The 25735-nt window shown below is 48.7% G+C and carries 25 protein-coding genes, 7 pseudogenes and 1 riboswitch; of the genes and pseudogenes, 30 read left to right on the top strand and 2 right to left on the bottom strand.

Annotated elements, in window-relative coordinates; genetic code table 11:
- Positions 1-12 precede the first annotated feature (12 nt).
- From purD to SD71_RS01585, 7 genes and pseudogenes are all read left to right on the top strand, one after another.
- A pseudogene (gene purD, locus SD71_RS01610) lies at positions 13-1271 on the top strand (phosphoribosylamine--glycine ligase).
- A 148-nt stretch (positions 1272-1419) separates the two neighbouring features.
- On the top strand, positions 1420-2241 hold the full coding sequence (locus SD71_RS01605; RefSeq protein ID WP_041058731.1) for an alpha/beta hydrolase: 822 nt from the start codon (positions 1420-1422) through the stop codon (positions 2239-2241).
- 101 nt (positions 2242-2342) lie between these two features.
- Positions 2343-2947: pseudogene (locus SD71_RS25740) on the top strand (DUF3048 N-terminal domain-containing protein); the annotation flags it as partial.
- Between the two features lie 75 nt (positions 2948-3022).
- Entirely contained in the window at positions 3023-3469 is a 447-nt protein-coding gene (locus SD71_RS24560) for a DUF3048 C-terminal domain-containing protein (RefSeq protein ID WP_235426954.1), read from the top strand.
- A 164-nt stretch (positions 3470-3633) separates the two neighbouring features.
- Positions 3634-4248 carry a DUF47 domain-containing protein gene (locus tag SD71_RS01595; protein ID WP_041058730.1) on the top strand — a complete coding sequence of 205 codons (615 nt, stop codon included), beginning with the start codon at positions 3634-3636 and terminating at the stop codon, positions 4246-4248.
- 30 nt (positions 4249-4278) lie between these two features.
- Complete coding sequence (locus SD71_RS01590; RefSeq protein WP_041058728.1) at positions 4279-5289, top strand: inorganic phosphate transporter; 1011 nt, start codon at positions 4279-4281, stop codon at positions 5287-5289.
- Between the two features lie 115 nt (positions 5290-5404).
- Positions 5405-6350, top strand: a pseudogene (locus SD71_RS01585) (DUF1861 family protein).
- 51 nt (positions 6351-6401) lie between these two features.
- Here SD71_RS01585 and SD71_RS01580 read toward each other — a convergent pair.
- Positions 6402-6905 carry a hypothetical protein gene (locus tag SD71_RS01580; protein ID WP_041058724.1) on the bottom strand — a complete coding sequence of 168 codons (504 nt, stop codon included), beginning with the start codon at positions 6903-6905 and terminating at the stop codon, positions 6402-6404.
- A gap of 182 nt (positions 6906-7087) precedes the next feature.
- On the opposite strand from SD71_RS01580, the gene SD71_RS01575 reads away from it, so the two are divergent.
- The 5 genes from SD71_RS01575 to lgt all read left to right on the top strand — a co-directional run bounded on the left by SD71_RS01575 (position 7088) and on the right by lgt (position 12149).
- Positions 7088-7408 (top strand): YerC/YecD family TrpR-related protein, encoded by a 321-nt coding sequence (locus tag SD71_RS01575; RefSeq protein WP_041059662.1) that lies wholly within the window; start codon positions 7088-7090, stop codon positions 7406-7408.
- Positions 7409-7567: 159 nt separating this feature from the next.
- Positions 7568-8374, top strand: a complete 807-nt coding sequence (locus SD71_RS01570) for a sirohydrochlorin chelatase (RefSeq protein WP_041058721.1) — start codon at positions 7568-7570, stop codon at positions 8372-8374.
- A gap of 32 nt (positions 8375-8406) precedes the next feature.
- The gene (locus tag SD71_RS01565; RefSeq protein WP_052475847.1) at positions 8407-9399 is read left to right on the top strand and encodes a diacylglycerol kinase; all 993 of its coding nucleotides are present in this window, start codon (positions 8407-8409) and stop codon (positions 9397-9399) included.
- The gene (gene rlmD / locus SD71_RS01560) at positions 9399-10901 is read left to right on the top strand and encodes a 23S rRNA (uracil(1939)-C(5))-methyltransferase RlmD (RefSeq protein ID WP_041058719.1); all 1503 of its coding nucleotides are present in this window, start codon (positions 9399-9401) and stop codon (positions 10899-10901) included. Before SD71_RS01565 ends, rlmD begins: the two co-directional genes overlap by 1 nt.
- Before the next feature lie 318 nt (positions 10902-11219).
- Positions 11220-12149, top strand: a complete 930-nt coding sequence (lgt, locus tag SD71_RS01555; RefSeq protein WP_082033979.1) for a prolipoprotein diacylglyceryl transferase — start codon at positions 11220-11222, stop codon at positions 12147-12149.
- A gap of 51 nt (positions 12150-12200) precedes the next feature.
- On the opposite strand, the gene SD71_RS22785 is transcribed toward lgt, so the two are convergent.
- Positions 12201-12368 (bottom strand): YgaP-like transmembrane domain, encoded by a 168-nt coding sequence (locus SD71_RS22785; protein WP_235426953.1) that lies wholly within the window; start codon positions 12366-12368, stop codon positions 12201-12203.
- Between the two features lie 199 nt (positions 12369-12567).
- Here SD71_RS22785 and SD71_RS01550 point away from each other — a divergent pair, with 199 nt between their 5' ends.
- The 18 genes and pseudogenes from SD71_RS01550 to SD71_RS01475 all read left to right on the top strand — a co-directional run bounded on the left by SD71_RS01550 (position 12568) and on the right by SD71_RS01475 (position 25669).
- Entirely contained in the window at positions 12568-13146 is a 579-nt protein-coding gene (locus SD71_RS01550; protein WP_041058716.1) for a sulfurtransferase TusA family protein, read from the top strand.
- 29 nt (positions 13147-13175) lie between these two features.
- A complete protein-coding gene (locus SD71_RS01545; RefSeq protein WP_041058715.1) occupies positions 13176-13571 on the top strand; it encodes a DsrE/DsrF/DrsH-like family protein in 396 nt (131 codons plus the stop codon).
- 18 nt (positions 13572-13589) lie between these two features.
- Complete coding sequence (locus tag SD71_RS01540) at positions 13590-14738, top strand: MBL fold metallo-hydrolase (protein ID WP_041058712.1); 1149 nt, start codon at positions 13590-13592, stop codon at positions 14736-14738.
- Positions 14739-15090: 352 nt separating this feature from the next.
- A pseudogene (locus SD71_RS01535) lies at positions 15091-15877 on the top strand (sulfite exporter TauE/SafE family protein).
- A gap of 128 nt (positions 15878-16005) precedes the next feature.
- Positions 16006-16272, top strand: coding sequence for a metal-sensitive transcriptional regulator (locus SD71_RS22780; RefSeq protein WP_082033977.1), 267 nt, complete (start codon positions 16006-16008; stop codon positions 16270-16272).
- A gap of 28 nt (positions 16273-16300) precedes the next feature.
- Positions 16301-16519 (top strand): annotated as a pseudogene (locus tag SD71_RS24555) (rhodanese-like domain-containing protein); the annotation flags it as partial.
- Positions 16516-16902, top strand: a complete 387-nt coding sequence (locus SD71_RS01525; RefSeq protein WP_041058709.1) for a rhodanese-like domain-containing protein — start codon at positions 16516-16518, stop codon at positions 16900-16902. The pseudogene SD71_RS24555 and the gene SD71_RS01525, both read left to right, overlap by 4 nt.
- Positions 16903-16944: 42 nt before the next feature.
- The gene (locus SD71_RS21805; RefSeq protein WP_052475845.1) at positions 16945-17307 is read left to right on the top strand and encodes a class I SAM-dependent methyltransferase; all 363 of its coding nucleotides are present in this window, start codon (positions 16945-16947) and stop codon (positions 17305-17307) included.
- Between the two features lie 236 nt (positions 17308-17543).
- Positions 17544-17927 (top strand): DUF302 domain-containing protein, encoded by a 384-nt coding sequence (locus SD71_RS01515; protein ID WP_041058706.1) that lies wholly within the window; start codon positions 17544-17546, stop codon positions 17925-17927.
- Positions 17928-18216: 289 nt separating this feature from the next.
- Positions 18217-18909: a response regulator transcription factor gene (locus SD71_RS01510; protein ID WP_052475844.1), complete on the top strand. Its 693-nt coding sequence runs from the start codon at positions 18217-18219 to the stop codon at positions 18907-18909.
- Positions 18909-20314 (top strand): annotated as a pseudogene (locus SD71_RS01505) (sensor histidine kinase). Before SD71_RS01510 ends, SD71_RS01505 begins: the two are co-directional and overlap by 1 nt.
- Positions 20315-20385: 71 nt before the next feature.
- Positions 20386-20901: a hypothetical protein gene (locus tag SD71_RS01500; protein WP_041058697.1), complete on the top strand. Its 516-nt coding sequence runs from the start codon at positions 20386-20388 to the stop codon at positions 20899-20901.
- 246 nt (positions 20902-21147) lie between these two features.
- The gene (locus SD71_RS01495; RefSeq protein WP_235426952.1) at positions 21148-21564 is read left to right on the top strand and encodes a GntR family transcriptional regulator; all 417 of its coding nucleotides are present in this window, start codon (positions 21148-21150) and stop codon (positions 21562-21564) included.
- Between the two features lie 13 nt (positions 21565-21577).
- Positions 21578-21775, top strand: a complete 198-nt coding sequence (locus SD71_RS24550) for a cation:proton antiporter regulatory subunit (protein WP_235426951.1) — start codon at positions 21578-21580, stop codon at positions 21773-21775.
- 207 nt (positions 21776-21982) lie between these two features.
- Positions 21983-22417 carry a TIR domain-containing protein gene (locus tag SD71_RS01490; protein WP_041058694.1) on the top strand — a complete coding sequence of 145 codons (435 nt, stop codon included), beginning with the start codon at positions 21983-21985 and terminating at the stop codon, positions 22415-22417.
- 119 nt (positions 22418-22536) lie between these two features.
- Positions 22537-22675: riboswitch (cyclic di-AMP (ydaO/yuaA leader) on the top strand.
- Positions 22676-22764: 89 nt separating this feature from the next.
- Positions 22765-23963, top strand: a pseudogene (locus SD71_RS01485) (quaternary amine ABC transporter ATP-binding protein).
- Positions 23960-24787: an ABC transporter permease gene (locus SD71_RS01480; protein ID WP_041058691.1), complete on the top strand. Its 828-nt coding sequence runs from the start codon at positions 23960-23962 to the stop codon at positions 24785-24787. The pseudogene SD71_RS01485 and the gene SD71_RS01480 overlap by 4 nt, the downstream one beginning before the upstream one ends.
- 12 nt (positions 24788-24799) lie before the next feature.
- The gene (locus tag SD71_RS01475; protein ID WP_407637511.1) at positions 24800-25669 is read left to right on the top strand and encodes a glycine betaine ABC transporter substrate-binding protein; all 870 of its coding nucleotides are present in this window, start codon (positions 24800-24802) and stop codon (positions 25667-25669) included.
- The last annotated feature ends 66 nt before the right edge of the window (positions 25670-25735 follow it).

Genomic DNA, 25735 nt, shown 5'->3' with positions numbered 1-25735 from the left:
GAGGAAGCCATCTTGAACATACTCGTCATCGGGCGGGGCGGGCGCGAGCATGCGATTATCTGGGCGCTGAAACGGAGTGAGAAGGTGCGGCGGATTTATTGTGCGCCCGGCAATGCCGGAACGGCTCAGCTGGCTGAAAATGTAGATATCGGCGAGATGGAATTCGGCAGGTTGGTACAATTTGCGAAGGATACGGCGATCGATCTCGTGGTTGTAGGACCCGACGATCCGTTGGCGGCGGGTATTGTGGACGAGTTCGAGCTGCGCACATTCCCATCTATGGCCCGCGCAAGAATGCCGCGGAGATCGAAGGCAGCAAAATCTTCATGAAGAACCTGCTACGCAAATACAATATTCCGACTGCTCAATACGAGACGTTCACAGACTACCAAGCGGCGCAAAAGTATCTGGATCGGCAAACGCTGCCTATCGTCATTAAAGCGGACGGGTTGGCCGCCGGCAAAGGAGTAACGGTATGCTATACCCGGGAGGAAGCCAATAAGGCCTTGCAGGAAACAATGGTGGACAAGTCCTTTGGCGCCGCAGGGGATAAAGTGGTGATCGAACAATTCCTGGAGGGGCAGGAGATGTCCATTCTGGCCTTCGTTGATGGGGAAACGGTTCGGGCGATGGCACCGGCGCAGGATCATAAGCCGGTATTCGACGGAGACAAAGGCCCGAATACAGGCGGCATGGGCACCTATTCGCCGCTACCACACATTCCGCAATCGATCATCGACGAGTCCACAGAGAACATCATTAAACCGACGGCACGCGCAATGGTGGCCGAAGGCCGTCCGTTCCGCGGAGTGCTTTTTGCCGGGTTGATGATAACCAAAGAAGGACCGAGAACGATCGAATTCAATGCGCGTTTCGGAGATCCGGAAACCCAGGTGGTACTGCCGCGACTCAAGACGGACCTGCTGGATATCATCCTAGCCTCATTACACGGAACTCTTAACGAAATCGATATTACTTGGAGTGAGGAAGCTGCCGTGTGCGTGGTGCTCGCCTCCGAAGGCTATCCCGGTAGTTACCCTAAAGGCCGCGTAATCGAAGGGCTGCAACAAGTGAACGATGCTCTCATTTTCCACGCTGGAACGGCAGTGGCCAACGGGAACATCGTGACTAACGGCGGACGCGTGCTGGGAATTGTCGGCCTCGGTGCCGACCTGACCGAAGCTCGCAAGCAAGCCTATCGCGCCGCTGAACGCATCGTGTTCCTTGGAAAGCAAAATCGTACCGACATTGCCGCGAAGGCTCTGCAATAACCAATGCCCGCCCGGATCTAACCACCGATAATCCTGTCACTTACCAGGCAGGCACCCAAGTTGACAGAAGCCTCCCACCGATGTTATTCTTAATTCATACTAATTACATCGGAATTAATGGGAATAACATCTTGAGGGGGGCCTTGCCATGGAAAGACCATTCACGATCAGACACGAGGACTTAGCCCTTGCAGCCACCATTCACTATCCTTCGCAGGAAGGTCATACACCGGAACAAAAAATGCCGTTGATCGTCATTTGCCATGGGTTTGTGGGCAGCCGGGTCGGGGTTAATCGACTTTTTGTGCTTGCGGCCAGACAAATGGCAGAACAAGGCTATCTCGTGATCCGCTTCGACTACGCGGGTTGCGGCGAGAGTCAAGGGGTGTACGGCGATCATGGCATAGATTCGATGATGGCACAGACGCGTTCAGTGCTCGATTATGGATTGAGTCTGGACTGTGTTGATCCGTGCAGAGTTACGCTGCTGGGACACAGTTTGGGCGGGGCGGTTGCTCTGCTGACGGCGGCGAAGGATCGGCGGGTAAAATCGCTGGCGTTGTGGTCGCCGGTAGGGTATCCTTTTGCGGATCTCGTAAGAATTGTAGGCCGCGATATCTATGATGAGACGATTAGCAAAGGCGAGGCCGATTACCAGGGGTACCGGTTGAAGCCTCCGTTTTTCGAGTCTCTGCAAGAGCATCAGCCGTTCCAACAAGCTTCGAAGTTTCTTGGAGACGTGTTTATCGCTCACGGCACATCGGATGATGCGGTACCTCCGGATTACAGCTTCTTATTAGAAAAAACGTTCTGGCAGCGGGGCGAGGGACATTGTGATAAGAACATCATTTTTCAAGCGGACCATACCTACACCCACGGCAAACATAAAGAAGAATTGATACAATCGACGCTGGAGTGGCTGGGCAGCCACCGGCAACGGCAGCAAGACTGGCAGCATTGGAGCATCTAAATGCCGAATAAGCGCACAATAATCCGCTAGAGCCCGGGCTTTGGCGGTTTTTTGCTGTGTGCTTTTACATATGTCGAAGGTACCAAGACAAGCTGTACAACATGTGTTTTAATGGGAGAGAATATATGAAAGTTTACGGAGGGATTGTCGTATTGAAGCAATACTCGAGTTTTAAGAAGTTAGCTGTATTTACGTTAGCGCTCAGTTTAACCGCAGTGACCGCATGCGGTTCCGAATCTCAGAACAGGCCCGCTCAGGCATCTTCTAGTCCATCTTCCACTCCGAGCAGTTCCGCATCCCATAGTGAAACACCCGCGCCGACAGTATCTTTCCTCGCTCCATTAACCGGACAGCCCGTCGAGCAAGAAGTGAACAACCGGCCATTTTCCGTCATGATCAACAACTTTTCCAAAGCGCGCCCGCAGTCAGGCATGACGCAGGCCGATACCGTGTGGGAGCTGCTTGCCGAGGGCGGTATAACGCGTTTTGTCGCGGTTTTCCAGAGCAAGGAATTCACGGACCCGATCGGACCGATTCGCAGCATTCGTCCCTATTTCATTGAAGTAGGCGAGTTCTACAGCGGGGTGCTCGTTCATGCGGGTGCAAGCAACGACGCTTCGCCATCCTGCAGCGGCAGCACAAGGAAGACCTGGATGAAATCACGAATGCCGGGCAGTTTTTTTATAGAGACAAGTCGCGCAAGGCTCCGCACAATGTTTATTCCACTTTGGAGAAACTGCGGGCCGGAGCGGAGAAACGCAAATACGCGAACACAGCCGTCATGCCGGAGCTGAACTTTGACAAGCAGCCGCCGGAATTGATGAATGCGCCTGCGGCGACCCAAGTCGAAATCAAATTTTTGCAGGCCGATTACAAGGTATCCTACACGTACGACAGCTCCAAAGCCGTATACGCGAGATCCATCAACGGAAAGCCTCACATCGACAAGAACAATAACGAGCAGCTGACTGCCGCTAATCTCGTCGTTTTGTCGACCAAACACGTCATACAAGATGACAAGGGCCGTCTGGAAGTCGATATGAAGAGCGGCGGCGAAGCGGTTCTGATGCAGAACGGTAAAGCGATCCCATGTCAGTGGGAGCATCGTGAAGGCGACGTCGTCCGTCTGATGAAGAACGGGAAGGAACTGCCTTTCCTGCCGGGCGTCACTTACTATCATGTGGTGCCGGATTCGGAGCCGTTGACCGAGCATCTCACGTATCATTAACATCAATATTGGTTATCAAATATACGCTGCGGGTACATTAAAAAAATGTTGCATGTGAGATCTGGCACCTATACCATAGTTGTCCTGCCTGTGATAATATAGGATGGTTCGAAAGTCAGGGTTTTCTGTAAACAAGTCATCTAATCGGGAAAGAAGGGCTATCCGTGTTCCGAAAAAAAGACATTTTTTTTAAAACGCTCGAACAGATGGCAGATGTCATCACAGAAGCGGTAGACCGCTTTGCAACGGCTGTGAACGCCGACTTGCCGGATGTCGCTGCATTCACCAAAGAAATGAAGGAGTTCGAGCATCAGGGCGACAGGTTTACTCATGTTATTTTGACAGAGCTTAACAAAACTTTCATAACCCCGATCGAACGGGAAGATATAATGGATCTCATCAAGAAGCTGGATGACGTTCTGGACGGAATAGAGGCTTGTGCATCGCGGTTCGATATGTACCAACTTACAAAGACAGATCCTATTATCCGTAAATTCGGTGATGTGCTGCGCCGCAGTGCCATTGAAATCAAATCCGCGGTGTACTTGCTGACGCAGAAGAAGCTGCTCGCTATTCAGCCGCACTGCGTGAAGCTCAACGAGCTTGAGAACGAAGGCGACGATCTGCTGCGCCAAGGTATCAAGAGTTTGTTCCAGAACGTTAAGGATCCGATCGAGTTGATCAAATACAAAGAAGTGTATGAAAGACTTGAAGAAACGACAGACTCCTGTGAGGATGTCGCCAACACGCTGCAATCCATAATCATGCGCAATTCTTAATCGGCGCGGGCGGGGACTGAACAGAATACAATGGATTATATCATGTGGTTAGTTGTTGTTATCGTAGTGCTTGCGCTCGGCTTTGACTTCATTAACGGGTTTCACGATACGGCTAACGCCATCGCCACGTCGGTGTCGACGCGCGCGCTTACGCCTCGCAGAGCCATTATCCTTGCGGCGGTCATGAACCTGGTCGGAGCGCTTATGTTCACCGGCGTAGCCAAGACAGTCGGCGAGAAGATCGTGAATCCTTTCAAGCTTGAAGTGCCTGAACAAGGCTTGACGATCGTTATCGCGACTTTGTGTGCGGCCATTATTTGGAACCTGATCACGTGGTGGTTCGGGATTCCTTCTTCATCGTCCCATGCTCTCATTGGGGCGCTGGCAGGAGCAGGCGTTGCCGCTCTAGGCTGGGGAGGCATCGATCCTGAAGGTTTTACAAGTGTCGTTAAAGGGCTCATTCTTTCACCGTTTATCGCTTTTGCGATCGGCTTCGTTATCATGTTTATTCTCAAGCAGATATTTGCCAATGCAAGCCCCCATCAATTGAACAAAGCGTTCCGCGGCGGGCAGGTTCTGACGGCAGCTTTCCAAGCGTTCTCGCATGGAACGAACGACGCGCAAAAGGCGATGGGAATCATTACGCTCGCGCTGGTGGCGGCCAAGGTTCAGACGGACATGGATATTCCTCTCTGGGTTAAGATTGCTGCCGCTCTTGCAATGGCTTTGGGAACTTCCGTAGGCGGATGGAAAATCATTAAAACGATGGGAACCAAAATATTCAAAATAGAACCGATTAACGGCTTTTCCGCGGATTTGGGATCGGCTTCCGTTATTCTGGGCGCTACGCTCACCGGGCTTCCGGTTAGTACCACGCACGTCATCACATCGTCCATTCTCGGCGTGGGATCCGCCAAGAAATTTTCCGCTGTCAGGTGGGGTATGGCAGGAAGAATCGTTCTGACCTGGGTCATTACGATTCCCGCGGTTTCCATTCTGGCTGCGCTATGCTATTACGTCCTCAGTTTGTTCCTTCTCTAAAAAGGGTACATTTTTTTAAGGAAAAATGGTCGCTTGTACCTATAGTCATCACGGTCCGTGAAAGTTATTTTGGAGTAGCGGATTTGCGATTTTCTTTTTAGTTTGGAGGGCATACATGCTTACATTTTCGCAACAGGCGAAATCATGCGTCGATCTGTTGAAGGAATTTGAATTGTCGGACTACCGGTCCCGCGGAAAAAAAAATGATTTTCACAGGCGTCGGAACACGCGATGTTTATAATATTACGGCACCGTTCATGGATAATGGGGAATGGGTGATTGCCGGGCGAGTCGAAGACCGGGACAAGGAAGCTTCCGAAGTGATGTTCTTCGTCGAACGAGGCGGCAAATGGGTGCCAAGAGAAGGCGCACCGGTGTTCGAGCTCCAAGACCCTTTCTTCGCCTTCATCGGCGGAGAACTGGTATTCGGCGGCGTGCAAGTGTATTTCGACGAAGAAGACGTTCATTTCGTAACCGGCTGGAGCACGATATTCTATCGGGGCTCTTCGATTGCCGAGCTCAAGCCGTTCGCCAAAGGTCCCATGACGATGAAGGATATCCGGATGGTTGATCTTAAGAATGGGCGCATCGGGGTGTTCACCCGTCCGATGATGGTCGATGATGCCCGCGCCATGATCGGTTATGTGGAGATCGGGTCGCTGGATGAATTAACAGAGGACAAGATCGATTCGGCGCAGCTGTTACGGCATCAATTTCTGCCCGACGAATGGGGCGGCGCCAACGAAGCGCATATGCTCGCAGACGGCAGGATCGGCGTGTTGGGTCATATCGCCCGCATGGAAAACAATAATATCCGGCATTATTATCCGATGACATTCGCATATGACCCGGTGGAGCACCGTTACAGTCCGATCAAATTGATTGCGTCGCGGAGAATGTTTCCCGACGGCCCGGCCAAACGTCCCGACTTGGAGGATGTCATCTTCAGCGGAGGACTTGTCAGGCACAACGACGGAACGGCATCTATGTACGTCGGTGTGAGTGATGCGGAAGCGCATCTCATCCGCATACCGGACCCTTTTCTAGAGTACGAGAGATAAAAAGCGAGGCCTGAAGCGGAAAAACGTCCGCTTTCAGGCCTTTATTTTGTGTCAACGTCTCCTCCTCGATGCCGCTCCGTGGCTGCGCGAGCGTACCTTGGGGCTGACATGGGGTCTTGATTTGCGGTGCCGCACCTGCTTGGAGGGGGATTTGACCGAAGACACCTTGCTTTTGCCCTTGCTCATGAACAGCTTGATGATTGGTCCGAATTGCTGCATGGTCGTCACGAACTTGTGGAATTTTGTCATACCGGTTATTACTCCGTCGATACCGCCCATGCGGTCAATAAAAACTTTCACATCGGCGAGTTTGCCCGGCAGGGAGGCTGCGACACCTCCGGCTCCTCCGGCCCCCCCGGCTCCGGAAGCTGGTATTACGGTCGGGTTAACCAAAGCAGGGGGACCGGCGAACGAGCCCCCAAAGCCGGAAGGACCGCCTCCGAACGGATCCCCAAAGCCGGAAAACCCGCCGGGCCCGCCGCCGACTCCGGGGTAAGTACCCTGTCCGGGTCCCGGATTCCAGCCATGCAGCGCAGGAGAATGTTGTTCGTCCATGTAAAGTCACACCCTTTCTCCCAATAGGGTATGAGAGGAGCCTGCACGGAGTATGGACGAATGCCCTATATCAACACATTTTACCCCGGTGATGCGTGAATACGGTAATGCTTGAAGTATTCGCTGACTCGAAGTACAATAAAGTCACAGAGTTACGGAGTTAGGAAGGGATGGGAACCTCCATGCAGTTGAAGAAGCTGAACGATAAGTCGATCGATCAATTATTCCAAGCCATCCTTACTTTGAAAAATGTTGAAGAGTGCTACGTGTTTTTCGACGATCTGTGTACGGTGAATGAGATTCAATCTTTGTCGCAACGACTCGAGGTTGCCCGGATGCTGGGTAAGAACCAGACGTATAACCAGATCGAGACGGAGACGGGTGCGAGCACGGCAACAATCTCACGTGTGAAACGCTGCTTGAATTACGGTAATGACGGATACAAGCTTGCGTTGGAGCGGCTCGGTCGTTTCGGTAATGAAATTACGCAAAACGATAAGTAAGGCATTCATCATAGGGTAAGCGTCCGTGCCGTCAGGGGGGTACCCCGGCGGTTTTTGTTTTGCGGATATAGGTGGTTTCGCCGCCGTTGACATTGGCTTGCGGTTTCGCTAGCATGAATGATAAAGCGTGAACGGATGCACAAGACAGGAGGAACGGGTGTGCGGAAGCCAGGCATTCTGGTTATCAGCCACGGCTCGCGGGAACCGGGCTGGGTGTCACTCGTTGATGAGACGGTCGGCGCCGCTCATTCGGCATTGTCTGCTGCTAAACATATAGTGCCGGGTGCTGACAGCATCCCTGTTGAAGCTGCTTTCCTCGAGCTGGTTGAAGGCCGGCTAATCCAGGACGGGATCGACCGGCTTGAGGCCGCCGGTGTTACTCACATACTGGCAGTCCCGTTATTCTCGTCCTCAGGCAGCACTCATGTGGATGAAATCGGGTGGGCGCTGGGCGCTTCCGCGCGTTCGAATACGGATACGGATTTGCAGCGGTTCAGAGTGCAAGTGCCGTTAACCTACGGTAAGCCGATGGACGATTCGCCTGAAGTTGTGGATGTATTGTCGGAACGAATACAAGAGCTGTCGCGCAATCCTTCTGACGAGAGCTTGCTGCTCATCGGACACGGGAGCGAAGAACCGGGTTTTCATGAAGCTTGGAAGCAGGGAATGACTGTGCTTGCGGATAAGCTGCGGGAACGGGGAGGCTTCGCATTCGCTGAGACAGCAATGCTGCTGCCGAACCAGGTGCCGGAGCGTTGGCGGCAGTTGCGGGAAAAACGTCCACAGAGTGATATAATTGTCGTACCTTTGTTTTTGAGCGAAGGGTATTTTACTAAGGAAGTCATTCCCCGCCGGTTGCAAGGCTTGGATTGCAGATACAGCGGCAGAGCTTTCATGCCCCATCCGCGGGTGGCAGACTGGATTTGCAGGCAAGCTTCGGATTGGTTAAAGGGATTCGTGATATAGATACGCAGTGAAAGATAAAGAGGGGATCAGGTTTGGAAATAACAAGAGCCCGGCTTATATATAATCCCACTTCCGGCCGGGAGGAAGTGAAGCGCAGGCTTGCGGCGATATTGCAGCGGCTTGAGCGGGGCGGTATCGAGACGTCATGCCATGCGACGGAACAAGAAGGGGATGCCATCCGGGCAGCGTCCGAGGCCGTAGAGCGCGGATTCGATATGGTCATTTCCGCGGGCGGAGACGGCACGTTGAACGAAGTCGTGAACGGAATGTCCGTTCACGCGAACAGGCCTGCACTCGGAATATTGCCTTTGGGTACGACGAACGATTTTGCCCGGGCACATGGTATCCCGCGACGGTGGGAGGACGCTTGTGACCTGCTGATTCGGCGTTATACGGTACCCGTGGATGTCGGTCAGGCTAATAACCGGTATTTCATCAACATTGCCGGCGGCGGGTCAATGACGGAGCTCACCTACGAAGTGCCCAGCAAGCTTAAAACCATGGTCGGCCAGCTCGCTTATTATATGAAAGGTCTGGAGAAGATCACGAGTCTTCACCCAACCCGGATGAAGATCACCGCTGAGGGCATCGGAGAATTCGATGAGGAATTCATGCTGTTCCTGATCGCCAACAGCAACTCCGTTGCCGGCTTCGATCGTCTTGCTCCGAATGCGAGCACTAGCGACGGTCTATTCGATGTGCTTGCTCTGCGCAAATGCAATCTGGCGGAATTCATTCGCCTTGCAACAATGGTCATGCGCGGCGAGCCGATATTGGATGATCCGCATGTTATGCATTTCCTGTGCAGCAAGATTCACGTGGAAACCGACAGCCGTGTACAGTTGAACCTGGACGGCGAATTCGGCGGAACCTTGCCATGTACATTCGCTGTTCTGCCTTCGCATCTGCAGGTTATTGTGGATGAGCATGGGGAGTCGAGCTATCGACATGGCACCGGGAATGTCAGCAGCATTGCAAATGCGAACGGTCATAACGGCAACGGCAATGGGCGGGGCACGCCCTAATGAGCGGGCGCAGACCGAAACCGCAGTCGCGCCGTCCAAGTTCTTCAGCCGGTTCAGGCAAACAGCGGGGCGGCGGCTCGTCGTTAGCAGGCCTTCCTGTTGCACCCGGGCAGCGCGCGGTATGTGAGATCGTCGGATTAACACATGAGGGCGAAGGGGTAGGCCGGATAGAAGGCTATACCCTTTTTGTATGTGGTGCGCTTCCGGGAGAACGGGTTCATGTGGAAGTAATGAGTGTAGGCAAGTCGTTCGGACGCGCGCGGATGACGGAGCTGCTAAGCCCGAGTGCCGATCGGGTAGCTGCGCCTTGCCCCATCTATGAAGCATGCGGAGGCTGCCAGCTGCAGCATCTTGACTATGCGGCTCAGCTTAAGTGGAAAAGGCAACTGGTCGTGGACAACCTGGCTCGAATCGGCAAGCTGCCGGTGGCGGGCGAGAGCTCGGCTGATGAGAAGATGGAGGGGCATCCGGCGGTTGTCGTTCATCCCACTGTGGGAATGTCGGAGCCTTGGCGCTATCGCAATAAAGCACAGGTTCCGATCGGCTCCATGGAAGGCGGCTTGGTCGGCGGCTTCTACGAGCATGGGAGCCATAACATCGTTGAGATGGATGCCTGCCTTATTCAACAGGATGCGAACGATGAAACGGTGCGTGCGGTCAAAGATGCTGCACGCGCGTTGGGAATATCTGCGTATAATCGGGTGACCGGAAGAGGCCTGTTGCGCCATGTCGTCGTTCGACATGCGGAAGTGACCGGCCAGCGCATGGTTGTGCTCGTCACCAACGGGCGCGATATCCCTCACACCCAGGAGCTAGTGGGCTTGATACGAGAGAGTGTACCCGGTGTCACAAGTATCTGCCAGAACATTAACACTTCGGCGACTCCGGTTGTTTTCGGCGACGAAACCATGGTGTTATGTGGCGAAGAAGTAATCTATGACGAGATCGGCGACATCCGCTTTGCGATTTCACCGCGTTCTTTCTTCCAGGTGAATCCGGAGCAGACGAAACGACTGTATAGCGCCGCGGTTGATTATGCAGGTCTGACAGGCGAAGAGACAGTAATCGACGCCTACTGCGGCATCGGCACGATTTCACTGTTCCTGGCCCGTCACGCCGGCCGGGTCTATGGAGTGGAAATCGTGCCGGAAGCAATCGAGGATGCCCGCCGCAACGCTTTGCTTAACGGCATCCACAATGTGGAGTTCGCAGTCGGTGCTGCGGAGGTCGTTATGCCTCAATGGCAGAAGGACGGCATCTCACCGGACGTCATTGTGGTAGATCCTCCGCGCAAAGGCTGCGACGCCGCGTTGATCGCAACAATGCTGGAGCTGCGGCCGCCGAGGATTGTTTATGTATCGTGCAACCCATCTACGTTGGCAAGGGATTTAAGGCTGCTTGAGGATGGCGGCTACCGCACCGTTGAGGTGCAGCCGGTGGACATGTTCCCGCATACGGGGCATGTTGAATGTGTAGCAAGGATACAGAGGACTGAAGTTTAGCTTGTTTTCTGTTTGTACTATAGGTCTTTTAAGTGATTCAATGCGCTGTAACGGTGCTCCATACGGGGAGTGCCGTTTTGTTTTACCTCTAATCTCTTTTATTAGGATTGTTACTAGTCGTACGGTGAGTTCATGGCTCACTTAAACCCTCATTTTTTGTTGTTATGTAAATTTATATACAGTGTCAAATTATTATCAAGTGTTATAATAAAATGGTCATTCGTGAGTGTGAGAAAAGGTGAAAGGCGTCATTAGAGTTAGGACTTGGATGGTTATTGATAACCACAATTTAAGCAGCAACAAGGATGTGAAAACTTCATGTTTAATCCAGTAGCATTGGCTATCGGACCTCTACAGATCCATTGGTACGGCATTATCATCGGGGGTGGTGCCCTGCTTGGACTTATCCTTGCGATAAGTGAAGGCAAGCGCTTCGGTATTTCTTCGGATTTCTTCTTTGATCTGTTGTTGATTGGGCTGCCATCGGCTCTAGTCGGTGCTCGTATCTACTATGTGGCCTTTGAGTGGGAACAATACCGGCATAATCCTATAGAAATCTTTAAAATATGGCATGGTGGTATTGCGATCTACGGGGCGCTGATTGGAGCAATTGTGGCGGCAGTTATGTATACCCGCCGCAAAGGGTATCCGTTTCTGCGAATTGCTGATATCTGCGCACCTGGCCTCATTGTGGGGCAGATGATAGGACGATGGGGCAACTTTATGAATCAAGAAGCACACGGTGGGCCGGTATCGGAAACTTTTCTCCGCCAGACGCTTCACTTGCCCATTTTCATTGTGAATCAAATGAAAATACAGGGAGTGTATTATCACCCAACGTTTTTGTATGAGTCGTTGTGGAGTTTGTTGGGACTTGGTGTGCTGCTGATTCTAAGGAGACGGCCATTCCTTCGTGCCGGTGAATTATTTATGAGCTATTTCATCTGGTATTCATTAGGCCGATTCTATGTGGAGGGAGTCCGGACGGATAGTCTTGTCTTTTCAGGGCCAGACTGGCTTGCGGCTTTCTTGAAGACGGTTTGGTCGCCCATGTCGTCCTTTGGATGGGGTGCGATGGAGGTCGGGAAGAACATAAGAATTTCTCAGCTCTTGGCGGTATGTATCATTCTTGCGGCAATTGTGATCATTGTGGTGCGAAGGCGTAGCGCAAATCAAGCAGCGTATTATAAAGATCCTATCTCGAAAAATGAACGAATAAATGCACTTCCGCAAGAAGCTCAGGGCTAATAGATAAACGACAAAAACACTTTCCCCTTCTAGAGAAAGTGTTTTTGTCGTTTATGAAGCCGTTTGGCACTTATCGATTCTAAGGATCTGATTGACAGGGCAATAACGCAAAGAACCCGTGAGAAGAGGACCGAGACCAAGCAATCCCCACCAACTGCGATAAGCCAGACCAAGAAGAAGAATAGTTGTTCCAGCAGAAATCCTGATTGAAATGATCACCAACTACTCATTAAATCAACCGTAGAAATACGTGGGAATTCGGCTCAAGCCAATGATGGTTAAGTCTGAATAGTTTAGAAATTGTTTTGGGACATAGATGGCAACGTTGACAAGTTGTTCATTGTTATGTACTATACCCATAGGGGTATATGTATTTAACTTTATATATTAAAATAACAATCGATTGGAGGTCGAAGAATTGTCTACCCAAATCCAAGCGAACAAGACCTTGGACTGTAAAGGACTCGCATGCCCCATGCCCATTGTGAAAACCAAGAAGGCAATGGACCAAATGCATCCCGGTGAGGTCATAGAAGTTCAAGCGACCGATAAAGGATCGCTGGCTGATATTCAAGGCTGGGCCAAAAACACAGGACATCAATACCTTGGAACGATCACGGAAGGAGAGGTCTTGAAGCACTATCTTCGGAAATCCAGCCCGGATGAAACCAAAGAGGAAAAAAAGTACCCCATTACCGTAACAACTGACGAACTGGAGCAAAAGCTAAAGGCAGGCGACAAGACTACAGTCTTGGATGTTCGTGAACCTGCAGAGTACGCTTTTCAACGTATTCCCGGTGCCAAATCAATCCCGCTCAGCGAGTTGGAGAATCGACTCCACGAACTGAATCCGGAAGATGACATTCATGTGGTATGCCGCACTGGTAACCGCAGCGATATGGCTTGCCAACTGCTTGCCGACAAAGGGTTCAAAAACGTGAAAAATGTCGTATCCGGCATCTCGGGTTGGACCGGTCCGGTGGATAGAACCCATTAAATCTACTACAACATTAGGGAGGAACCATAATGTCCACAAAAGTAGCGATTATCGCAAGCAATGGCGGACTTTTCGATGCCTACAAAGTCTTTAATATTGCCACAGCTTCCGCTGCGACGGATGCAGAAGTAGGCATTTTCTTTACCTTTGAAGGACTCAATTTGATCCACAAACAAGCTCATCACCAATTGCCGTTGCCGGCAGGAAGAGAACATTTTGCCGAGGGCTTCAAGAACGCCAACATTCCATCGATTCCGGAACTGGTTGCGATGGCGCAGGAAATGGGCGTAAAAATCATCGCTTGCCAAATGACGATGGACGTGATGAATCTCACCAGAGAAGACTTTATTGAAGGCATCGAAGTGGGGGGCGCCGTAACTTTCCTCGACTTCGCCAAGGATGCCAATGTAACGTTAGCTTTCTAAACTAGGGGAGGAGAATGTATGGCTACAGCAACCAGATTATCACCGATGACCGCCGGGGAGTTAACCCGGCTGGTTCTGGGTCAAGAAGAGATGTTTATCCTGGACGTCCGCAACGAAAGCGATTTTAACGATTGGAAAATTGAAGGGAAACGGATGGAAGTCATCAATGTTCCGTACTTCGATTTACTTGATGGCGTTGACGCCGCTTTGGATCGAATCCCGGACGGAAAAAAAGTATTGGTGGTATGCGCCAAAGAAGGCTCTTCCAAGTTTGTTGCCGAACAATTGGTTCAAGCCGGTCAAACGAATGTATTTTACCTCGAAGGCGGCATGAGGTCGTGGAGCGAGCATTTGGAACCAGTTAAAATCGGCGATCTCCACGATGGCGGCTCCATTTATCAGTTCGTGCGGATTGGGAAAGGGTGTTTATCCTACATGATCATTTCGGGCGGGGAAGCGGCTGTCGTCGATGCCGTTCGAATGACGAATGTGTTTGAGGATTTCGCCAAACAACACGGGGCTCAAATCGTGCATACGATCGATACCCACCTGCATGCCGATCATATTTCGGGTGGTAGAAAACTAGCCGATGAAACAGGAGCGAATTACTGGCTACCGCCAAAAGATGCTCACGACGTTACTTTTGATTATTCAAAGTTGGAGAGTGGGCAGACGATCGCTATAGGCAATACAACGATTCAGATTCAACCGGTTTACTCACCCGGTCACACCATTGGAAGCACGTCACTGATCGTGAATGATCGTTATCTGCTCACGGGAGATATTTTGTTCATCGAGTCGATTGGGCGTCCCGATTTGGCCGGCAAAGCAGAGGATTGGGTTGGGGATCTGCGTGAGACCTTGTATAGCCGTTATAAAGAACTGTCGGAGGATCTGATTGCACTCCCGGCACACTTTGGGAAGTTGTCAGAACTGGGGGCTGGAGGCAAGGTTTCGGCTCGACTTTCTGATCTGTATGGCAGCAATCCGGGGTTAAACATCGAAGATGAAACCAAGTTCCGACGGGTAGTGACCGAAAAGCTGCCGCCACAGCCGAATGCTTATCAGGAAATTCGTCAGACGAATATGGGCAAGATCCAGCCCGCCGAGGAGGAGCAACGAGAGATGGAGATAGGTCCAAATCGTTGTGCGGTACATGATCGATAAAAGGCTCGGTCAACGACTTTCAAGCTTGGGGTGAAGCAAACGAAGCACGAATTAATCAAGTATGAAGAATCATGAAAAAGCGAACACGATATCATTATCGTGTTCGCCTATTTCATCGGTTGTATACAATTCTAACCCCTAGTGAACAGTAGCTTTCTTCTCTATAATGTCCTCGAGGACAAATTTTTATGCAGCACAGCGTATCGTTAGTAGCCGATAAGGGTCCATGACAGGTAGGACACTTATCTTCTAATAACTTTTTTATCACGCCGAACATGAATATCACCTATCTCCGATTAACTTACTAGGATTTATTATACCCACATCTCATTGCTTTAACAAGGAGGGATTTATGGATATCCTATATTTTATTGTCATGGTGGTCGTGGGGTTTGTCGGATCCTTCCTGTCGGGATTATTGGGTATAGGCGGAGCATCATCAACTATCCTCTGCTCCTTTTTGTTCCACCTGCTTTCAGGTTTACTCCGTTCACAGCACACGACGTGGCTGAAATCAGCATGTTTCAAGTACTTTTTTCATCGCTGGCCGGTGTACTGTCTTATCGGATAAAGGGTAAAAGCATGGGGCTTGTGAACAAGGCGTTGGTCACTTATATGGGAACGAGCATTTTGTTTGGTAGTTTGATCGGCGGACTCGGATCCGGTTATTTGCACGGCAACGTCATTAACATCTCCTATGGCGTGTTGGCGATTATCGCTGTCGTTTTGATGTTGATCCCAAACAGAGGGACAGAAGCGCAATGCTTTGGAGACCTCACGTTCAATAAATGGATTGCCGTCATATCTGCTTTCGTCGTCGGTTTGGTAGCGGGTGTGGTTGGCGCCGGCGGGGCATTTATTTTGATACCCATTATGTTGACAGTATTAAAAATTCCAACACGGGTGACAATCGCATCTTCACTAGCCATCGTATTCATATCTGCCATAGGCGGTGTCATGGGTAAGCTTGCGGCCGGGATATCCCCTATGTTCCGATTTTTTTTACGGTGTTGGGGGCATTGTTGGGAGCTCCTCTTGGATCCAAGGTTAGTGCAAAAATGAATCTCAGCGTGCTGCGGTATGCCTTGGTATTGCTGATTGCATTGACTGCGATAAAGGTATGGTCTTCGATTTTATGATTCGATCGTAATACGGCAAAGTTGAAAAAAGAACGCTGTTTAAGCGCGGTAAACCTGTTTAAATACACAGTTGCATTGTATAATATACCCATACACGTATGAGTTTAAATGAATGGGAGGTTGCCATAATGGCATACCACTATACCGACGAGATGAAGACACGTTTGCGAAGAATAGAGGGACAGATTCGGGGAGTTCTTAGACTGATGGACGAGGAAAAACCCTGTAAAGATGTGGTGAGTCAACTGTCAGCGGTTCGAAATGCAGCAGATAAGGCATTGGCACAAATCGTCGCAGAAAATTTACAGCAATGTATTTTGGAAGAGCAATCAGCAGGTGGAGATACGGAAAAACTTGTCCAAGAAGCCATTCAATTATTGGTTAAAAGCCGCTGATACAAGTTTGACGCAAACGGCGAGCAGCGAACCTCAGGAGTGGGCTGGCGGGCACATTCCCGCTGCCAAGCATATCCCGCTGGGACAGCTTTTTCAGCGATTGGACGAACTGGATTCCAAGCGAGAAATCATTATGGTCTGACGGAGCGGTAATCGCAGTTCGCTGGCATGCGAATTTCTCAGCGAGAAAGGTTTTAATGTGGTGAACATGACAGGCGGAATGAACGCATGGGAGAGAAATGGATGAGCATCAATACTCTAATCAATATTGCTTTTGTTGTGATTATTACTTGGTTTCTGTACAGTCGATTTCGGCCGATCAAGGGTTTAAAAAATTTAAAACCCTACGAATTTCAAAGCGAGTTTCAAACCGGAAAGAATGTTTTTCTCGTGGATGTCCGGGAACCGTCTGAGTTTCAAGGGGGCTATATTCCCGGTGCCAGGAACATCCCATTAAGCCAATTAAACGGCCGGATCTCGGAAATCCCCAAAGATAAACGCCTGATGCTTTATTGCCGAAGCGGCATGAAAAGCAAAACCGCAGCACGTCTCCTGCTCAAAAGCGGTTTTAAGAATCTTGCCCATTTGCAGGGTGGAATTGGAGCATGGCAGGGTAACATATCCAAGTGAGGATACCGCAACAAATCAAAGTGCAATGAGGTGAAGTGTATCATGCAGGAGCACGAGCGAAGATTCAATCCCGAGCATTTGGCCAAATTGGACAACCCGGAAAGAAGAGCGATGCTCCCGCCCGAACCCCTGATTGCCAAACTTGGTGTAAAAGGAGAGGTGGCGGTGTTGGATTTGGGAGCCGGTACAGGTTATTTCACACTGCCGATAGCCCAAATAACTGATGGAACCGTCTATGCTCTTGATGTGGAACCGAAAATGCTCGAAACGATTAAAAACAAGGCTGAAGAAAAAGGTATGGAGAATATCCGGTATGTTGAAGGTACACTTGAGCAAATCCCGATGGAGGATGCCACGATCGACCGGGTTGTTGCCTCTCTAGTGCTGCATGAAACCGAACCATAACAACAGGCGCTTCGAGAAATCTTTCGGCTATTACGCAGCGGAGGACGTTGCTTGTGTGTAGAGTGGGAAAAGAAAGAGTCGAGGCAAGGGCCCCTCTTCATCATCGTATCGATGCCGAATCAATGAAGAACGCTATGCTAGAGCTCGACTTTAAGCTGCTTTGGCTGGAGCATCCGACTGACTCACACTATACCATGATGGTTGAAAAATAAGCTGTGCGGAAGGAGAGAGCTCACGTGTTTCACTATACAGTGGAGACGGCCAAATCACCGGAGCAGGCCATTGCCGATTTGCAAGAAAATCTGAAGGAAAAGAAGTTTGGCGTCCTCTGGCACCTTAATTTACAAGAAAAGCTGGAGGAAAAGGGAGTGGACTTTCATGAGAAGTATCACATTCTGGAAGTGTGTAATCCGGTAGAAGCCAAACGGGTCCTTACCGAGAATTCGCTCGTCGGTTATTTCCTGCCTTGCAAAATTGTCGTCTTCGCTGAAAATGGCGGCACCAAAATAGGTCTTCCGAAACCAACCGCACTAATCGGGCTGCTTGAGAACGAAAACTTGATGGATATCGCCGAAGATATTGAGAAACGGTTGATCGCCTGCATAGAGAAAAGCCGTTGATGCATTAGCTAATGATAGCACTAGCGGGATACTATAGTTTGTGTGAATTCACTGACACAAAAGTGGGGAGATAATTCGACGCGCGGAAGCTTGAGAAATCAAGCTTTTTTTGTTTAATGTCGCAATGGTTGATGGTTGCTCTTTTACTCAGGAATAAAGCGAAGCAGACGTCACGGACGATCTAAGTTAACATCATTGTTGATGGCAGGAGGGCTGTGATTTCTTTTATAATCAATACATAAGACATGTCCGAAGGGAAGCGGCAAAAATAACGAAGCACATACTAATTGTGGATGACGATCCTTCCATCGTAAAAATAATGAAACTGTATTTGATTAAAAACGGTTATGAGGTCGATGAGGCGTTTGACGGGGAAAAAGCAGCGGAAAAAATGGAGCATTACGCTTATGATTTAGCGGTGCTTGATCTGATGCTTCCAAGGAAAGATGGTTTGGCCGTTTGTCGCGGGTTGAGGGAATCGGGCAATCAAACGCCAATCATTATGCTTACAGCGAGAGGAGAAGTAAACGAACGAGTCCAAGGGCTTAAGATGGGGGCGGATGATTACCTGGTCAAACCGTTCGATCCTAATGAGCTCTTGGCACGAATCGAGTCGGTGATAAGACGATCGGAGTTAGTATCCGCTTCCTCTAGGTCAACTGACCAACAAGAGACCTTAAATGATGCAATTATGATCGGAAACCTGTCTTTGTTACCGGCTTCTTACTCCCTTTTCTTAGATGGCAGAAGTATTTCAATAACCCGTCGAGAATTTGAACTTCTCGCCTTTTTTGTGCAGCGTCCAGGTAAAGTTTTTACAAGGGAAGATTTGATATCCCATGTTTGGGGTTGGGACTTCAATGGGGAGGATCGGGTGGTTGACCTGTATGTACAGCGGATCCGACGAAAATTAAAAGCTGGCAAAGGTTGGAGTCTGTCGACGGTTTGGGGCATCGGGTACAAATTTGAGGTGAATCCTTGATGTTTACCTCCATGTTCCGCAAATGGGTTGCCGCTTATCTTGTCATAATGTTCGCCGGAATCCTCATTCTAATCTCCGTCATCAGTTGGTTGGTGCAAAGAGATTTTTACCGGCAAGGGCTTAATCAATTAAACAATCGGGCCATAGCCGTGGAACATGAATTTATTCAATATCAACTTGGTGATATACCGTTTTCAGACTTCCGGAGATCATTAAAGAGAATCGAACAAGAGTATGGGGTCCAAATCAGCATTGTGGGACAAGCGGTCAAATATTTGCGAAAAGATCTCTTGGAAGTGGGAGTACGACCGGATGTCCGCGACTGGATCAATTCCGTAAGTGAAGGCGATCGGATAGAGCGAATCAAGAAATTCCATCAACAAGACAACGAAAAAATGCTGATCGTGGGTTTTCCTTTGAAATCGGAAGGGGAAGTCGTTGCAGCTGCTTTCGTCTACACCCCCATGACTAATATTGACCAATTAGCCAAGCCGGTTCTAAAAAGTATTTGGCTGGTTGCGCTTATAAGCGCCGGTCCATTCATCTTATTGCTATGGTTTGCCACAGGACGCTTTGTGAGGCCCATCAAAGAAATGAGCCAAGCAGCGGGGTTGGTCGCAGACGGGAATTTCTCAAGCCGAGTCAAAGTTTCCGGGAAAGATGAAATAGCCAACCTTGGCTCCTCATTCAATAGGATGGCGGAACGGATCCAACGGGTTGAAGTACAAAGGAGACAACTGATTACGGAACTTTCACACGAGTTAAGAACGCCTTTAACCAGCATTCGGGCGACTTTGCAAGCGTTGTCGGATGGCATCATCTCGCAAGAAGAGCAGAAGGAATATGCCGATCTCTCCTTGGTTGAAGCGATAAGGTTAGGCAAATTGATTGATAATCTTCAGGAATTGTCCGCCTTCGAGGAGCATCAAATTGAATATCACTTCAAACCGTTAGATCTAATAGAGCTAGTGGAATCGACCATTGCGCAATACCAGTTGCATGCAGAACAATTAGGAATGCATCTTCTCATGCACAAAACCCGAGATCGACAACCGGTTTGGGTGAATGGTGATCCCGAAAAATTAAAACAAGTGCTCATCAATGTAATCGGTAATGCTCTTCACCATAATGACAAAGATACTAGGGTTGTTATCCGGTTAAGCCGTGAGAAAGACAAAGTGATTATTATGGTAAAAGATGATGGGAAAGGAGTATCTCAAGACCATTTGCCTCATCTTTTTGAGCGGTTTTACAAAGCGGAGACGAGTCGATCTACCAAGGATCAGGTATTGGGCTTACCATCTCCCGATTAATCGTTAAAGCACATGGAGGTACGATTCGAGCGCTTTCGGTACTTGGTAAGGGCACAGAAATCCAAATTGAACTGCCGCCCATAGGCAAATGACAAACTTTTGATACATTTAACCTGTACACTTAGAAATGTAAGATCACTATATTAAGAGGAGGGAAAATATCATGTTCAACAAGAAAGTCGCCGCGGTAGTATTGGGAGTTGCTTTATCGGTTACTGCTGCACAATCGGTTTTTGCGGCATCGCCAGGGTCCGCAAGCAACGTTTCTGTGAAAAAGGCGCAGCACTCGGCTTGGACAGAGCAGACAACGGTACTTAAAACGCAATTGGAATCCTTGAGAACTCAGCAAAAGTCTTTGGCGGTAGACATTAAGGCGCTTCACGTATCGAACAAGTCAGCGCGTAAAGGGATAGCCAAGGAGCAAAAGGCAGCGATTAAGGCATCACTTCGTGATCTTGCCCAGCAAATGAAAACAATCCATGCCTCGATCGAATCGCTTCGTGCTCAAAAACAAGCGCAATGGCTGCAGTTGAAGGAAGCCAAAAAAGCCGGTCAGACAGAAGTGGGCGTTGCTGCCCTGGAACAAATTGTTTCCTTGAAGGGACAAATCATTCAGGCAAAACAGTCCGTTCTTTCGCTTCAACAAACTCTACAACAAGCTCTTCAAGCTAAAATATAATCGTCAGACGTCAAAAAGCAATCTGGAGGTCATATCCAGATTGCTTTTTTTTTCCTATTAATCAAACATTGTCGGAGGACAAGAAATCAGTTTTTGTCTCAATTATAACCGTTACATACACAGCGCGCGTAATTTTCATATTTCTATAACTTAAAGTCGCTCAGTTTCGATTTACTTCCTGAATTGAAAGGCGTATGCTTGTCTTGAAATAACGCGAATTCAATGGACAAGGGGAAGAATGAACGAATGTCAGACGCGGAAAAGGCGGGCTATAAATCCATAGCACTTGATATTGCCCAAAGAATCGTAAGCGGAGAGATGCCTGTTAACAGTAAGATTTCCGGACGATCTTTGTTAGCCGGACAGTACCATGTTTCTCCGGAAACAATCCGTAAAGCCATGGGACTTCTTAAAGAAGAGAAAATTGTCTCCGTATCGCAAGGCAAAGAGATCACAATCATATCTAGTAGTAAGGCCTACGAATATATCACCAAAAACAATTATCTAAAATCCGTTTATTCCCTTAAACAGGATTTGCAAATGTTATTGCATGAAAAACAAACAATTGACCGGCGTTTTGAGTCGCTGTTGGTAGAAATTATCGATGCATCTGACCGTTTGCAGAACCTGAGGCCATATAATCCTGTTGAATTAAAAAATTAAACCACAATCACACGTGATAGGTAATACGATTGGTAACCTTCAATTTTGGCAAAACACAGGAGCAACCATCATCGCTCTGCGTCGCGGAACGAACGTTTCAATTTCTCCAGGTCCACATGTTGTCATAAGAGAAGATGATGTCTTGGTTGTTGTGGGCGATGAGAAAGTATTCGATAAAACACAAGAATTTATAAACAAAGCACGTTCATAACGATAATTTATTCGAGCTGCTAAGGGTCCCCTTGGCGGCTTTCTTATTTTAGATACATTTTTATACAAACAATTTTATTATAATATTAGGTTGTTAGTCAGGTGCGAGTCTGATATACTAATAAAAATTAATAATTTTTTATCCGGTGGAGCCTGTCAACAAGGGCTCCATCTGTCTATTTTGGTCAAGATAAGGGGTTATGAAAAAGTGTCTTTAACAAAAGAATTCAGTTATCGTTACAACTTATATTTAAGTCATGCATGGAACGATAACAATGCTTACAAAGAGTTGGACTCTTTGTTGGGGTCGAGGGATGATTTTGACTATGTTTGGAATTCACTTTCCAGTCACCATCCTATAAATAAATCTAAGGATGAAAGAAAACTTTATGAAGCAATTAAAAACAAAATGAAGTTTTGCGACGCCGTGATCCTGATATGCGGAGTCTACTCCACATACAGCCGATGGGTCAATAAAGAGTTGATCGCATGTAAAGATGAGTTGAATAAACCGCTAATTGCCGTTGAGCGATTCGAGGCTGACCGAAGTTCCTTCATCGTCAAACAAAATGCTGACATCATCGTGGAGTGGAATGCAGAGGCCATTATTAACGCAGTAAAGAACTATGCAAAGATGAAATGATTTATAATACAATTATTTACAAACAACCTTATTAAAATTTTAAAGTTGTCAGATATTCGTTATTTTGTTATAGTTGCTATTAATAATGGTACTAAATAACTTGCTTGCTATACTTTGTATTAATCTTAAGGCTTAATTTCCGGTATAGCCGGAAAGCGGGGGAACCAAATTTCAGGGGCGAGTCGGTCCGAAAGGGCCATAGGGATCCATCTATCCCGAGCCCGTCAGCTAACCTCGTCAGTCGTTAGGTGGGTCAACTTGATTCAGGCGGAGCTGCGCTTCCGCTTGTCCTCGGACCCTTGTATGGGTCTTTTTTTATTTTTTTTGTATAAGTACAGGAGGATGACATGTCCATTATTGAAGTAAGACAGCTTACCAAAATATTTGGCCAAGAACCGAATCGCGCCGAGCAACTGCTAAGGGAAGGATGGTCCAAAGAGAAAATTTATAAGGAGACCAAATTGACGGTTGGCGTCAATAAGGCAAACTTTTCCATTCAACAGGGGGAAATATTCGTCATTATGGGGTTGTCCGGAAGCGGGAAGTCCACATTGGTTCGCTTGTTGAACCGGTTGATTGAACCGTCGTCGGGGCAAGTGCTGTTCAATGGTAAAGATATCGTGCAAATGAGCCCCAACGAGCTGCGTCAGCTTCGGAGAAAAAACATCGGCATGGTTTTTCAAAAGTTCGCTTTGTTTCCCCACCGAACTGTGCTTGGCAATGTGGAATACGGATTGGAAGTGCAGGATATCGACAAAAAGAACAGGCAAGAGCTTGCACAAAATGCACTCAAATTGGTCGGATTGGAAGGTTGGGAGAGCAGCCGCCCGGATCAACTGAGTGGCGGCATGCAGCAGAGAGTAGGATTGGCCCGAGGTCTCGCCAACGATCCTGACATCTTACTTATGGATGAAGCCTTTAGTGCACTGGACCCGCTTATACGGAAGGATATGCAGCAAGAACTTCTGTTGCTGCAAGCAAGGATGAAAAAGACGATCGTTTTCATCACACATGACCTGGACGAAGCATTGCGGATTGGAGATCGCATCGCACTAATGAAAGACGGTTCAATTGTCCAAATCGGAACGCCTGAAGAAATTCTGATCCAGCCGGCAGATAAATACGTCGAGCGTTTCGTTGAGGATGTGGATTTGTCTAAAGTGCTCACGGCTGCGCATGTCATGCTTCAACCGGAAACCATTACACCTGAGCGGGGTCCGCGGGTGGCCTTGCAGTTAATGAGAGACAATGGGGTTTCCAGTTTGTATGTAACGGACAAGGAAAAGAAACTTTTGGGCGTTGTTACGGCAGATGACGCACCTTGGCTGTTAGACAAAACAAAACTATCGAAGAAATCATGCAAGTCAATGTCCCGTGGGTGATGCCGGAAACGCTGCTGAACGAATTGTTTGAGATCATGGCTGAAGCGAGACTTCCTTTGGCGGTAGTGGATCAGCATGACAAATTGAAAGGTATTATTATCAAAGGCGCCGTTCTCTCGGCACTTGCCGGCAATACCGTTCCGGAAGCCGGTGCTGCGCGATGAACATACCCAAACTGCCTCTTGGCGATTGGATCGAAACATTAGAGGATTGGCTTACCGGAAATTTTGAACCGTTGTTTGACTTTATACGTGCCGTCATAGGTACGATGGTCGACGCAATAGAAACAGTACTGTTGTCTGTTCCAGCCATTGTGCTTATTATTCTATTTTCGATTTTGGCTTATTGGATCGGCAAGTGGAGAATTGCGCTGTTTGCATTTATAGGGTTGATGCTGATCGATAACCTGGGGTTGTGGGAACCCTCTATGCAATCGCTATCCTTGGTATTAACGGCGTCTATTCTTTCTGTTGTGGCAGGAGTGCCGATCGGAATCATGTGTGCACGCAGCAATAGTGTTCAAAATATATTTACCCCGGTCTTGGATTTCATGCAGACGATGCCGGCCTTTGTCTATTTGCTGCCAGCTGTTTCCTTCTTTTCTCTTGGAGTGGTGCCTGGCGTCATCGCCTCTATTATATTTGCTATCCCACCCACGATCCGGTTGACGAATCTCGGAATCCGGCAGGTTCCTTCTGATCTGGTGGAGGCCGCCGACGCTTTCGGATCTACGCCAATGCAAAAATTAGTGAAACTGCAGCTGCCGCTGGCGTTGCCAACTATTATGGCCGGCATTAATCAGACGATTATGCTCTCGCTGTCGATGGTTGTCATTTCCTCCATGATTGGCGCACAGGGTGTCGGCGCTTTAGTTTACCGTGCGGTGACCCAAGCCAAAACGGGAATCGGTTTCGAAGCAGGCATCGCAATCGTAATCATGGCAATTCTGCTTGATCGCTTGACGCAAAGTGCGTTCAAGAAAAAATAAGAGAGGGAGTGTATTTTTTTGAAGAAATGGAGTTTGTTCATATCGATTGTATTTGTGGTTGCGTTGCTTGCGGGCTGTTCCGATAAGGCGGGAGACAAAACGATTAAACTCGCTTACGTTGCATGGGACTCTGAGATAGCCAGCACCAATGTGGTTAAGGAAGTGCTTGAATCTAAACTCGGTTACAAGGTGGAGATGCTTCAAGTGGATGCCGGTCCTATGTGGACGGGAGTCGCGGATGGAAGCGCCGATGCCATGGTGGCCGCTTGGCTTCCGAGTACGCACGCCTCTTATCTGGAAAAATATAAGCCGGATATCGAAGACTTAGGCGCGAATCTGGACGGTACCAAGATTGGTCTTACAGTACCGGCCTATATGGATATTAAGTCCATCGAAGACTTGAATAATGCCGACATCGCTTCATCGCTTAAAAAACAGATTATCGGCATTGAACCTGGGGCTGGAATTATGATGGCTACGGAAAAGGCCATGACGGAATATGCATTAAAAGACTATACGCTTGTCGAGAGTTCTTCCGCCGCCATGGCCCAGGAGCTGCAAAATGCGTACGACAAAAAACTGCCGATCGTGATCACCGGATGGACACCTCACTGGATGTTCGCGAAGATGGAATTAAAATACTTGGACGATCCAAAGGCGATTTATGGCGGAGATGAGCAGATTCATACGTTGGTTCGCAAAGATTTGAAGGAGGACAAGAAGGACGCGTATACAGTCCTTGACCAGTTCCAGTGGTCCCCAGAGGAGATGGCAAATGTAATGATAGCCATCCAGGAAGGCAAAACCCCCGAAGACGCTGCCAAGGATTGGGTGCAGGCAAATGCGGATAAAGTCGATGCTTGGATCAAAGGTGCAAAATAAGTAATGGTACGAAATGATAAATGAAATATATTTAAAAAACCGTCAGGCGGGGTGTGCTTGACGGTC

The organism is Cohnella kolymensis (genome assembly GCF_000829465.1).
Classification (GTDB): domain Bacteria; phylum Bacillota; class Bacilli; order Paenibacillales; family Paenibacillaceae; genus Cohnella; species Cohnella kolymensis.
Note: the sequence above shows the minus strand (reverse complement) of the source record. Positions and strands in the feature narration are given on the sequence as shown.

Excerpts from the sequence above, each read along its gene's own strand:
- SD71_RS01605 (WP_041058731.1), top strand. The coding sequence starts at position 1,420 with ATGGAAAGACCATTCACGATCAGACACGAGGACTTAGCCCTTGCAGCC.
- SD71_RS24560 (WP_235426954.1), top strand. The coding sequence starts at position 3,023 with ATGCCGGAGCTGAACTTTGACAAGCAGCCGCCGGAATTGATGAATGCG.
- SD71_RS01590 (WP_041058728.1), top strand. The coding sequence starts at position 4,279 with ATGGATTATATCATGTGGTTAGTTGTTGTTATCGTAGTGCTTGCGCTC.
- SD71_RS01580 (WP_041058724.1), bottom strand. The coding sequence starts at position 6,905 with ATGGACGAACAACATTCTCCTGCGCTGCATGGCTGGAATCCGGGACCC.
- SD71_RS01575 (WP_041059662.1), top strand. The coding sequence starts at position 7,088 with ATGCAGTTGAAGAAGCTGAACGATAAGTCGATCGATCAATTATTCCAA.
- rlmD (WP_041058719.1), top strand. The coding sequence starts at position 9,399 with ATGAGCGGGCGCAGACCGAAACCGCAGTCGCGCCGTCCAAGTTCTTCA.
- lgt (WP_082033979.1), top strand. The coding sequence starts at position 11,220 with ATGTTTAATCCAGTAGCATTGGCTATCGGACCTCTACAGATCCATTGG.
- SD71_RS01545 (WP_041058715.1), top strand. The coding sequence starts at position 13,176 with ATGTCCACAAAAGTAGCGATTATCGCAAGCAATGGCGGACTTTTCGAT.
- SD71_RS01540 (WP_041058712.1), top strand. The coding sequence starts at position 13,590 with ATGGCTACAGCAACCAGATTATCACCGATGACCGCCGGGGAGTTAACC.
- SD71_RS22780 (WP_082033977.1), top strand. The coding sequence starts at position 16,006 with ATGGCATACCACTATACCGACGAGATGAAGACACGTTTGCGAAGAATA.
- SD71_RS01525 (WP_041058709.1), top strand. The coding sequence starts at position 16,516 with ATGAGCATCAATACTCTAATCAATATTGCTTTTGTTGTGATTATTACT.
- SD71_RS21805 (WP_052475845.1), top strand. The coding sequence starts at position 16,945 with ATGCAGGAGCACGAGCGAAGATTCAATCCCGAGCATTTGGCCAAATTG.
- SD71_RS01500 (WP_041058697.1), top strand. The coding sequence starts at position 20,386 with ATGTTCAACAAGAAAGTCGCCGCGGTAGTATTGGGAGTTGCTTTATCG.
- SD71_RS01495 (WP_235426952.1), top strand. The coding sequence starts at position 21,148 with ATGTCAGACGCGGAAAAGGCGGGCTATAAATCCATAGCACTTGATATT.
- SD71_RS01480 (WP_041058691.1), top strand. The coding sequence starts at position 23,960 with ATGAACATACCCAAACTGCCTCTTGGCGATTGGATCGAAACATTAGAG.